Source organism: Peribacillus sp., assembly GCF_059453735.1.
On sequence record NZ_JAZVJO010000094.1, the window covers coordinates 1 to 10,843 of the forward strand.

11 protein-coding genes and 1 pseudogene are annotated in these 10,843 nt (G+C 37.9%); 2 read left to right on the forward strand and 10 right to left on the reverse strand.

Annotation, left to right across the window (positions count from 1 at the left end):
• Positions 1-224: 224 nt before the first annotated feature.
• Both AC52RT_RS03150 and AC52RT_RS03155 read right to left on the reverse strand, forming a co-directional pair.
• Positions 225-698, reverse strand: a complete 474-nt coding sequence (locus AC52RT_RS03150) for a CAP domain-containing protein (RefSeq protein WP_495539413.1) — start codon at positions 696-698, stop codon at positions 225-227.
• Positions 675-1,280, reverse strand: a pseudogene (locus AC52RT_RS03155) (CAP-associated domain-containing protein); the annotation flags it as partial. The gene AC52RT_RS03150 and the pseudogene AC52RT_RS03155, both read right to left, overlap by 24 nt.
• Before the next feature lie 305 nt (positions 1,281-1,585).
• Between AC52RT_RS03155 and AC52RT_RS03160 the strand changes: the two are divergent.
• Positions 1,586-1,948 (forward strand): YugN family protein, encoded by a 363-nt coding sequence (locus AC52RT_RS03160; RefSeq protein ID WP_495539404.1) that lies wholly within the window; start codon positions 1,586-1,588, stop codon positions 1,946-1,948.
• A gap of 54 nt (positions 1,949-2,002) precedes the next feature.
• On the opposite strand, the gene AC52RT_RS03165 is transcribed toward AC52RT_RS03160, so the two are convergent.
• The 7 genes from AC52RT_RS03165 to cyoE form a co-directional block, all read right to left on the reverse strand.
• Positions 2,003-2,464, reverse strand: coding sequence for a DUF420 domain-containing protein (locus tag AC52RT_RS03165; protein ID WP_495539405.1), 462 nt, complete (start codon positions 2,462-2,464; stop codon positions 2,003-2,005).
• 185 nt (positions 2,465-2,649) lie between these two features.
• Positions 2,650-3,549, reverse strand: a complete 900-nt coding sequence (gene ctaG, locus AC52RT_RS03170) for a cytochrome c oxidase assembly factor CtaG (protein WP_495539406.1) — start codon at positions 3,547-3,549, stop codon at positions 2,650-2,652.
• Between the two features lie 213 nt (positions 3,550-3,762).
• Complete coding sequence (ctaF, locus tag AC52RT_RS03175; protein ID WP_040375478.1) at positions 3,763-4,098, reverse strand: cytochrome c oxidase subunit IVB; 336 nt, start codon at positions 4,096-4,098, stop codon at positions 3,763-3,765.
• A 3-nt stretch (positions 4,099-4,101) separates the two neighbouring features.
• Complete coding sequence (locus AC52RT_RS03180) at positions 4,102-4,731, reverse strand: cytochrome (ubi)quinol oxidase subunit III (RefSeq protein WP_495539407.1); 630 nt, start codon at positions 4,729-4,731, stop codon at positions 4,102-4,104.
• Entirely contained in the window at positions 4,731-6,602 is a 1,872-nt protein-coding gene (gene ctaD, locus AC52RT_RS03185; protein ID WP_495539408.1) for a cytochrome c oxidase subunit I, read from the reverse strand. The genes AC52RT_RS03180 and ctaD overlap by 1 nt, the downstream gene beginning before the upstream one ends.
• A gap of 32 nt (positions 6,603-6,634) precedes the next feature.
• The gene (coxB, locus tag AC52RT_RS03190; RefSeq protein WP_495539409.1) at positions 6,635-7,720 is read right to left on the reverse strand and encodes a cytochrome c oxidase subunit II; all 1,086 of its coding nucleotides are present in this window, start codon (positions 7,718-7,720) and stop codon (positions 6,635-6,637) included.
• Positions 7,721-7,925: 205 nt separating this feature from the next.
• Positions 7,926-8,864, reverse strand: coding sequence for a heme o synthase (gene cyoE, locus AC52RT_RS03195; RefSeq protein ID WP_495539410.1), 939 nt, complete (start codon positions 8,862-8,864; stop codon positions 7,926-7,928).
• A 490-nt stretch (positions 8,865-9,354) separates the two neighbouring features.
• Between cyoE and AC52RT_RS03200 the strand changes: the two genes are divergently transcribed.
• Positions 9,355-10,308 carry a COX15/CtaA family protein gene (locus tag AC52RT_RS03200; protein WP_495539411.1) on the forward strand — a complete coding sequence of 318 codons (954 nt, stop codon included), beginning with the start codon at positions 9,355-9,357 and terminating at the stop codon, positions 10,306-10,308.
• Between the two features lie 311 nt (positions 10,309-10,619).
• Here AC52RT_RS03200 and AC52RT_RS03205 read toward each other — a convergent pair.
• Positions 10,620-10,843 (reverse strand): hypothetical protein (locus tag AC52RT_RS03205; protein WP_495539412.1); only part of this gene is annotated, 224 nt, incomplete at its 5' end.

Sequence of the window (10,843 nt, forward strand, 5' to 3'; positions counted from 1 at the left end):
CAGGTATATTTGTTTTCTTTAACTTCATTACGCAAACCGGGATGTTCCCGAACGAACTCTTTGAATTTTTCGACTGATGGGCGTTTTTTTTTGGGCATTCTCTCTCACCTCACACCAAGACATTTGCCTACTACTAAACTATGCATAACTTCAAAAAGTGTGACTTCTATATATAAAAAGAAAAGGTCTCTAAGCGGGACTCTCCCATTCTCAGAAACCTTTTATTACTTGCTGATAAAGTTTTGTGTGTATAGTTTATGGTAAACCCCTACACCTAAGTCAGTAAATTTAGTATTGAGCATCGTCTCGCGATGGCCTTTACTGTTTAGCCATCCCTCAACCGCCGCTATACTATCTACATAATTTACAGCAATATTCTCACCAGCATGGACATACTCAATTTGCCCAGTTGTTAATCGCTGCTCTAAATCACCTTTTGTTGGAGAAGTATTCGAAAAGAAGTCATTATCAGCCATATCCTGGCTATGCAAAAACGCTGCTTGTGCTACCGGTTCGTTCCACTGAACCCCGTTTACCTCAAACCGTTTTCTAATGACGTTTGTAAGATCGAATATTTGCAGCTGATTTCCTTGTTCGATAAGCTTCCATTTTTCTTCCTCTAGTATCTCTTCCTCTTCTAATTCACCACGATAGGGTAATTCATAAGGCCTCAGCTTTAAAAGGGTCTCTGCATTCAAGAAGCGGATGCTCGAAACTGTTCCAGTAAACTTATCCAAATAGAGCTGAACATAGAGTTTACCAATCTTTATTAACGGTCTCATATTCATATCTTCCTCAGACAGTTCAAAGCTTTACGCGCCATTCTCTGTATCTACATCAATAGACATTTCAATAGAAAGGCTTGAATAAATTTCATCGATTGGCTGCCCAATATAAAAAGGTGCCACATCTATGTTTTCACCAATTCCATAAGCAGAGACGACCTTTTCCTTCTTTACAGCTAACTGAAAATATTTCTCCTGATCCTGATTATAAATCCACCAATCATATCCATATGAAGAAGGATCAATTCTGCCAGGCTCACCATACTCTTTTTTGACATCTTTTATGTTCTTACCAATAGTCACAGCAAGTCCCTTTTTGGGTTTTGTCATACCGTCAGTTTTTAATGTTGACTGCTTATTACCTGAACTGTCTGTAGTATTATCTATGTAGGCATCTTTTTGTTCATACAAGATCACTTCTTCTTTATCCTGTCCATTACTAAAATAGATGCTTATGCTGAAAAAAATCACTACTAACAGCGTTACCCTTGCCATGGTTTTCAGAGGATCACATCCTTCTCCAGCCTGATCCGTATTTTAGGTAATTATATCATTATTACTCTCCATATTATAGAAGCTACACCCTTACAAGTAACAATTTTAAGAATAATTTAAATATAATATACATATATAATACACCTATGTAGGATGAATATGGAATTACTGGTACGCTACTCATTGCAAGTTCTATAGTTTAGTACTATTATTAAAATGAGGGAATCTTGTAAAAATGGAGTATAACAACTTTATCCAACATCAAGGCTTCCATTCTTTTTTGTTGACATTAGGAGGGTATATAAGTGAAATTTGAAAGTTTTGATTTAGAAGATTTTAAAGCTGATTTAAACAGATTAGATGAACTTATGGGTGAGAATGGTTTAATAAGAGCAGAACAATGGGATTATGAGCGTGTAAACTATGACCGTAAATTCGAACTTAAAGACGGTGTCTTTTATCTTCGTGTGCAGGGGTATGCTATCGAGGGCGATGTAGGTGCACATAAAGCAATCATTCAGTTAATGACTCCTATCTTAGGCAAGCATTATTACCCACATGGGGTAGAGTACGGTGAAGGCGAAGATTTCCCAGCTTCTCTTGTGAAGCAATGTGAAAAAATCCTAGCTAAAGTCAAAGAAGAGATTGTCCAATTTAATGGGCTGTAAGTTTTAATGAAAAGAAGGCACATGGAGAAAAGTCTCCATGTGCCTTCTTTTGTCTTAAAATCCAAAAATCGCTTTTATTACGGAAGTAGTTTCTCCACCATGATAGAAGACATATAATAATAAGTACACGGCAAGTCCAGTGATTCCTGTAAAGAACCAAACTATACTCGTAATAGGTCCCAGCTTCCGATGTCTTTGGAAGATTCCTTTAAAACCAGTTACTAATGATGTGATCCCAAGTACGGCTCCCGTAGTAGCAAGGGTAATATGAAAGACAAGAAAGATTGTATAATAGATCTTTATATCATCTGGTCCACCAAAGGCTGTATTTCCAATAAATATCGTTCTAGATGCATAAATAATAAAGAATATTGTCGCAAATACAGCTGCAACAATCATTGTTTTTTTATGCGTTTCAATTTTCCCTTGTTTAATTTGGTACCAGCCGATTGCAACAGTAATCGCACTTAAAACAATAAAAGTGGTACTGATTGTTGGAAGTATTGGTAAAGACATAGCGTTGGAACGTCCCCTCTGTTTTAGATTCTCACCCTTCATCTTATTAAAGGGTGAGAAAAATTACAATAGATTATTATTTCTTTAACAAATTGCTCACATTTATTACTTTTTTTTAAGCTATTAGCCGATTATAAAGAGGCCGTAAAAAACCTGCCGGTAAACATACCGTGCAGGTTTTTTCCTTACTCATTTGTTTGTAAATGAGCTGGAATTGGATCTATTTTATCTTCACCGTTTTCTTTACGGAACCATGCAAAGAATATATATCCAAGCACGACGCCAAGAACAATTTCCTGAATCACTTTCATTAATACCCCGCCAAGCTGCTGATCTTCCAGAGCAGGAAGGTTTGAGAACATTTCTGGACCACTAAGATTTAGTGAAGCTAATGCCGAAGCAGGAACACATAGTTCCATGGCTGTCGCCCATGAACTTGGATTAGTAAACGTATCGTACATTGGATAATTAGCAAAAATGATTAAGGCACAAGCAGGAGTCATTAAAATCCCACTGCCAAAAATATACCCAACCTTGTACAGACCTGTGAGTGTTTCCTTTTCCGGCAGTTGATTAACAAGCGGAAACCACATAAAAAGTGATAATACAAAAAGAAGACTCGTATAGCCGCCATGCAGCCACATGCTCGTCTTAACCATATCAAATACTAAAGGAATATGGTAAAGGGAAAAAACAATATTAAAGATAAGCAATGCATAGAGTGGTTTAGTAAAGATGGTAAACATCTTCTCAATCCATTGAACATGGAACATTGCCCTCCAGAGCCAGTTCGGGATACTAAGAATAAATAATGGAGTAATGACTAGATACAGGACTGCCATTTGCGTCATATGGGCACTGAACATGATGTGACCTAATAAATCAAGTGGAGATCCTTTTACTAGATAAAGTAAAATCATTGCAGTCAGGAAGAACCCTATTTGCTTCGGTTTCAGCTTTTCACTATCCGTAAAGCGATTTCTATATTTACTAGTGATTAAAAAGAAACCTAGTGAAAGAACAAGCAGAGCAATAAAATAGTACGGACTCCATAGAGCACGGAATCCAAAGATTTCTATGGACATATAATCACCTCTGTAATTTTCAACTACCATTAGTATAACTCAATCTCATTCAAAGAAACAGAGAAAGAAACAAGATCTCCCAGTCATTCCAATTATGATTGGGAGATCTTGTTTACAAAAGAAAAACCGGTCTTCGCCAGTAACTTCGCTTAACACCCTATAAGGGCAAAAGAGAGACACTGTCCAAAGACCGGTACTTATCCTATCACATTCTTACAGCCAAACAATGGTAACGAACGCTAGTACGGTTATTAACCCTACTAACAAGCCCGAAAAAATAAACAAGGTGATCGCTCCATGACCTTTATGCTTCATATGCATGAAATAATAAAGCTGGAAAATAACCTGAACTGCAGCGAGAAGTAGAAGTGTTGGTCTAATAAACCAAGGTGAAATCCCTTCAATAGCTACAGCTGCAAAAGCAATTAATGTAAAGAAAATCATCAATACAAACGTAACGACTTGGTGCTTCATTTCTTCAGCACTTTGCTTACGGCGATACTTTAAATTAAAATTTGGATTAGCTGAATTTGATTGTTCATTCGCCATCAGTTATCCCACCATTCCCATTAAGTATACTACTGTAAAGATAAATACCCATACTACATCAATAAAATGCCAATAAAGACTAGCAAGATAAAATTTAGGGGCATTATACAAGTTTAAACCACGCTTAGCATTACGAACCATTAATGATATGAACCACAGAAGCCCGAACGCTACGTGCCCGCCATGGAAACCTACGAGCGTATAGAATGCAGAACCAAAGGCGCTGCTTGTAAACGTGTGACCAAATTCATGTACGTAATGATTAAACTCATACACTTCAAGTGCAAGGAATGATGCTCCAAGCAATACAGTAACTAGCAGCCATGACTGCATTTTTTTGAAATCACGGTTTTTCATATGATACATCGCATAAACGCTTGTCAATGAACTTGTCAACAAAAGCATCGTTGCAATAAAGGTTAATGGAAGCTCGAAAAGATCTTTAGCCAGCGCCATATTATCATCAGGCACTTTATCTTTTAATGCCAAGTATGTGGCAAATAGTGATGCGAACAACACTGTTTCGCCGCCAAGAAACAGCCAGAACCCTAGATATTTATTTTTACCTTCAAGGGTAGCTTTCTCGGGGGAAGCAGGCCAAGTTGCATCGGTGAATTTTTCTTCTGCATGCATTATGACTTACCTCCCTTATCTGTATTATCCATAAGGTCTTCTTTATGAATATGGTAACCATGATCATCCTTAACTGAACGGATGAGCATCGATCCAAAGGTGATTAATAAGCCAATGATAATAACAGGTATAGACCATGCTTTATCATCCATATTAAATAATGCACCAAAAGCAGCAACAAAAAGTCCAAAAGAAATCGTTACTGGTAATATAGATCCATTTGGCATATGAATATCACCAAGTGGTTCAGCTGGAGTCATTTCAGTCTTGCCTTCCATCTTTTCAATCCAATATGGATCTAACCCGCGAACAAGCGGAAGTTGTTTAAAGTTATAGAATGGCGGTGGTGATGGAATTGCCCATTCAAGGGTACGTCCGTCGCCCCAAGGATCATTTCCAACTTTCTCATTCTTGATGGATGTAATGATGATATTATAGACCATTACAAGAACCCCAACAGCCATGAGGAAAGCTCCAACCGTACTAATCATATTAGATGTGTCCCAGCCGAGATCCTTCTGATACGTGAATACACGACGAGGCATGCCTAATAGTCCAAGGAAATGCTGGATAAAGAATGTTAAATGGAAACCGATTAAGAACAACCAGAATGTAATTTTTCCTAGCGTTTCATTTAGCATAGTTCCAAACATTTTCGGCCAATAGAAAGTAATACCTGCTAGAAGACCTAGGACAACTCCTCCAACAATTACATAATGGAAATGTGCAACAACAAAATAACTATCATGGTATTGATAATCTGCTGGTGCAGCTGCGTTCATAATTCCGGTTACTCCACCCATTGTAAAGGAAGGAATAAACGCAACGGCATAAAGCATTGGTGTAGTAAAACGAACTTTTCCGCCCCACATAGTAAAAATCCAGTTAAAGATTTTAATTCCAGTAGGAACAGCGATTGCCATAGTGGCAACAGCGAAAATTGCATTTGCAATTGGTCCTAATCCAACGGTAAACATATGGTGAGCCCAAACCATGAATCCAAGGAACCCAATAAGGACTGTGGCAAACACCATTGATGAATAACCGAATAATCTTTTTCTTGAGAAAGTAGCAAATAGTTCTGAAAACACACCGAATGCCGGCAGAATCAGAATGTATACTTCAGGATGTCCGAAAATCCAGAATAAATGCTCCCAAATAATCGTGTTACCTCCTGCTGCTGTAACAAAGAAGTTTGCACCGAACATACGGTCAAACATCATTAATGTTAAACCAACAGTCAATGGAGGGAATGCAAATAAAATAAGTGCAGAAACAACGAAAGTTGACCACGTAAATAACGGCATCCGCATATATGTCATTCCTGGTGTACGCATATTAATAATCGTCACCAAGAAATTAATCCCGCCTATTAACGTACCCAAACCAGATATCTGCAGTCCTAGTACATAGAAATCTATGCCATGCCCTTCAGATTGTAATGCAAGCGAGGCATAAGAAGTCCACCCTGCATCAGGTGCCCCACCCATAAACCATGAAAGATTTAAGAATGTACCACCAAAGAAAAATAACCAAAATCCTAGTGAGTTTAAGAATGGGAACGCAACATCACGCGCTCCTATTTGCAATGGCATTATTGCGTTCATGAGAGCAAAAACCAAAGGCATTGCCGCCAAGAAAATCATCGTCGTACCATGCATTGTTATAATTTCATTGTATAATCCGGCACTTACAAAATCATTGTTTGGAACAGCCAGCTGAATTCGAATAAACATTGCTTCCAGCCCGCCGACAACAAAGAACAATCCGCCGGTTATAAGGTAAAGAATGGCGATTTTTTTATGGTCAACTGTTGTTAAAAAGTCCCATAATGTAGCGCCAAATCCTTTTTTCTTAGCGTACGTACTCACGATTTTACCCCCTTATTCTAATCCGTGTTGACTTATTTGCTTTCCACCTTGAGATTCATCAGATATTCTGTAAGAGCACTGATTTGTTCGTCGTCAAGTTCCCCATAAGTCCCTGTCATTTTATTACCTGGTTTATATTTTTCCGGATCTTCTAACCACTTTCCTAATTCTTCATCAGTATGATCCAAGACACCGGCAATTTTTTCTCGATCGCCAAAGTTAGCTAAGTTTGGTGCTAAACGAGCCGCTTCAGGACGACTATCGTTTGGTGTAACCGCATGACAGCCGATACAGCTTTCAGCAAAGATTTCTTCCCCCTGTTTAGCTACATCGCCTTCAGCAGGAACGGCTTCTTTTACTCCCTGCATATCTTTTACCCATGCAGTAAAGTCATCTTTTGTTTTTGTTTTAACCTTAAAGTCCATTAAAGCATGTGATGGTCCGCATAACTCAGCACATTTACCATGGAAAAGGTTTTCAGCTTCTTTTGATTTTTCATTATCGAATTCAAGATAAAATTGGTTGGTACCATCTGTGTTCGTATCCAATTTCCCACCTACAGAAGGAACCCAGAACGAATGTTTCACATCAGAAGCTTTTAGATTAAAATAAACCTTTTGATCAGTTGGTACAACTAGTTCCTGACTTGTGACAATTCCTAGATCAGGATATTCAAACTCCCACCAGTAAAGGTTAGCTCTAACATTGACAACCAAAGCGTCCTTTGTCTTTCCATCCTTATCTTTCACATCCATAGCCTTTGTATCTGCTAAATCAAACGTTGCCATTACTGTTGGAACAGCAAGGATGATTAGTAGCAAAATCGGAATCGTCGTCCAAATTATCTCTAACTTATGACTTCCTTCCACTTGCTTAGGAATGGAATCGTCTCCCTTCTTGTGGCGGAAACGGAATAAAACAATAACGAATAAAACAACAACCACAATAATGACCAATACCATAATTAATGTACTTAACACCATTAAGTCATATTGAGTTTTTGCAACTTCCCCTGCTGGATTCAGTGCGGACAATTGCGCGTTGCCACAGCCGGCCAAGAAGAGCGTCATAATTGCAAATAATGAGATTAGACGCCAGTTTTGCAGCCTTTTTTTCATAGCTTTAGTAACCCCTCTTTCGTAAAAATTTCCCACATTGTTTAATGCTTTGTGAAAATTCCCTCTATATATTAATTTCCTTTTAAAGAAAGAACTCCTAATAGTACAGGAATCAATACGCCCCTTATTATGAAACTATGTATCCAGCCTGCTTAAAGCAGGCCGCACTATGAAAAGTTTACCATAAAATCGCTTTAGGATGAAGTTAAATCAAGGTTACAATTACCATTACTACAAATAAAATAGTCATATAGTTTAAAGAATAGACAAACATTAACCGAGCCCATTTAATGTCATCTTTCATTTTATACCCATATATTCCAAGTATAAGCCATCCTATACTCAAAGCAGCAGCAAGAATTACATAAAAGTATCCTAGCTCAGCCATGAAAAACGGAAGTGGAATTAAAGCTGCAACCCATAAATTCATTGAAAGCTTCGTTCTCTTAAACCCCTTAACCACTGGCAGCATTGGTATGCCGGCAGCCCGGTACTCTTCTACCCGCTTCATTGCCAAAGCATAAAAATGCGGGGGCTGCCATAAGAACATAAATAAAAAGAGCATCCATGGTAAAGTTCCAAGTTGCGGATCGATAGCCGCCCAGCCGATTAAAGGCGGTACAGCGCCGGAAATACTTCCAACAATCGTATTAGAAACAAATCTTCTTTTAGCAAACATTGTATATAAACCAATATAGGCAATAACTCCAAATAAGCCAATGACGGCAGTGGTCAAATTAGTCAGGGCAAGAAACCCTACGCCAACTGTAATAAGCACAATACTCATAAGCAGCACTTTCCCGGGACTAACTTTTCCAGTCACAGTAGGTCGATTTTTTGTTCTTTCCATAAGAGGGTCTATATCCCGGTCATAATAATTATTGAAACTACAAGATCCAGCCATAATTAACCCGGAACCCGCCAACGTAAAGAGCATTGTATCTAAATTATTTAGAAAATGCATTCCTGAAAAGTGAAGTGCAAGCCACAACCCCGTAAAGGTCGTAATCATATTAGAATTAACAATCCCTACTTTTATTAGAGCGAGGAAGTCTTTCCAAGCAGTTGTTTCTATTTTAGTTGTTTCAATGGGCGCCTCGCTGTCCTTCAAGGCAGCTTCTGATACAGCCCTCATGTTTGACATACATATGTCCTCCTTTATCAATGGCCGCATACAAAAAAGGCCTACAATTACTATATAGTATTATTTCATACTTTTCTATATTTGTAATTAGAGACAGAATGAAATAACCTGGAAATCTGTAATTTTTAACAAAATATAGGATTTCACAATAATAATAATAGCCACTTTGAATTATATTAAATAAACAAATCCAGGAAAATAGCTTCCTTTGCTATTAAAACATACTTTTTGAAGAAATTGTGAACTTTTTTTGTATAATTCTTGACCAATTTGTGTACATCCATAATTAGCTATTTAAACCAGTGCTCTTCGGTATATATTATTTAAGAGAAGCAGGAGAATAAAAGTTTATTAAAAAAACATTTCCTAACTTGTAAAAAAACTGCAAATTGTGTAGTATCGAAAAGGTATGTTTAAGAATTTTTTTATACTATAGGTTAGAAAATATAGTATTATTTTGATTAAAGATAAAATAAAGAAGGTGAAAAACGTGCATCGTGGATTAAAATGGTTGGCCGTTTTTACAACATTCGGGATGCTGCTTATCCTTCTCGGTGGTGCCTTAGTCACAAAGACCGATTCTGGCATGGGCTGTGGGCGTTCATGGCCGTTGTGCGAAGGACAATTAATTCCAAAAGTCATTACAAAAGAATTAGTCATTGAACTCGCTCATCGTGTTATTTCTGGAGCAGTCGGCATTATGGTAGTCGCACTCTCCCTTTGGTCATGGAAAAGCATAGGACATATTCGAGAAACAAAATTCCTCTCGGCTATATCATTTTTCTTCTTATTGGCTCAAGGCTTAATTGGAGCAGCAGCAGTACTGTGGGGACAATCAGATTTTGTACTAGCCCTCCATTTTGGCATTTCACTAATATCGTTTGCCTCTGTTTTTATGTTAACTCTTTTAATATTTGAAATTGATACGAAGTTTAAAGCAGAAGAGCTTATTGTTGATAAACGAATGAAGTTTCATATTGTGGGGATCATTTCTTATTGCTTTGTCGTTGTTTACACAGGAGCACTCGTTAGGCATACCGAGTCTAGTCTTGTTTGTACAGGCTGGCCGACTTGTGTAAACGGTAGCTTCGCTCTCCCATATAATTTGAATCAATGGATTCAAATGGGACATAGGGCTATCGCAGGTTTAATTTTCATATGGGTTACATATGCTGCTTACCTTGCCATAAAGCATTATAAACATCAAAAAGTTTTATATTGGGGCTGGATTACTGCCTTTATTTTAGTTTTCTTACAAGTACTTGCAGGGGCATTCATCATATTTTCTAGACAAAACTTGTTCATTGCCCTATCACATGCTTTATTTATCGCTTGTTTCTTTGGAGTAATGAGTTACCTTCTACTGTTGACCTCTAGAAGTAAACAAAATGCAGCCAGAGTTAATCAAAACTCGTCCAATCAGCACACCCTATCAGCAAAATAGCAAAAAACAGCTGACTAACCATTTGCGGTTTATGTCAGCTGTTTTTTTGTTCACTCTACGTTTGATAGCTTTCTCCTATTGTCTCTCGCTGGATTAGGGTTTATCCATGCAAGATAAAAAGGAGAGTCCAGAACACGGACTCTCCTCAGTTTGTAGCTAAAAGAGGCGCGTAATGGTTCATTCCGTACCTCTTTTAGCATTTTTAACACATTTCATGGAATTTCCCCTGCTTATCAAGGCAACTAAGTCTCTAATTAGTACTGTTTTCCATCGTAATATTGTATCTGCTTTCAGGAACACTTGTGTTCAACTTAATAATCTTTGATTCTTCCTGTTCGAACGGATTTGTCTGAAAGAGTGTTCTTCATAATTCCCCCGATTTGAATGGATCTCCACCTAAATCTGCTTTTGGGTAGCACGTGTTTCCATTTGAGCGTCGGACTAAAATCCAAATTAAATTTTAGAAAGACCGTTGATTGGAGAGTAAGGCGTGAAGACTCCTGCGGGAACAGCGGGACAGGTGAGACCCCGCAGG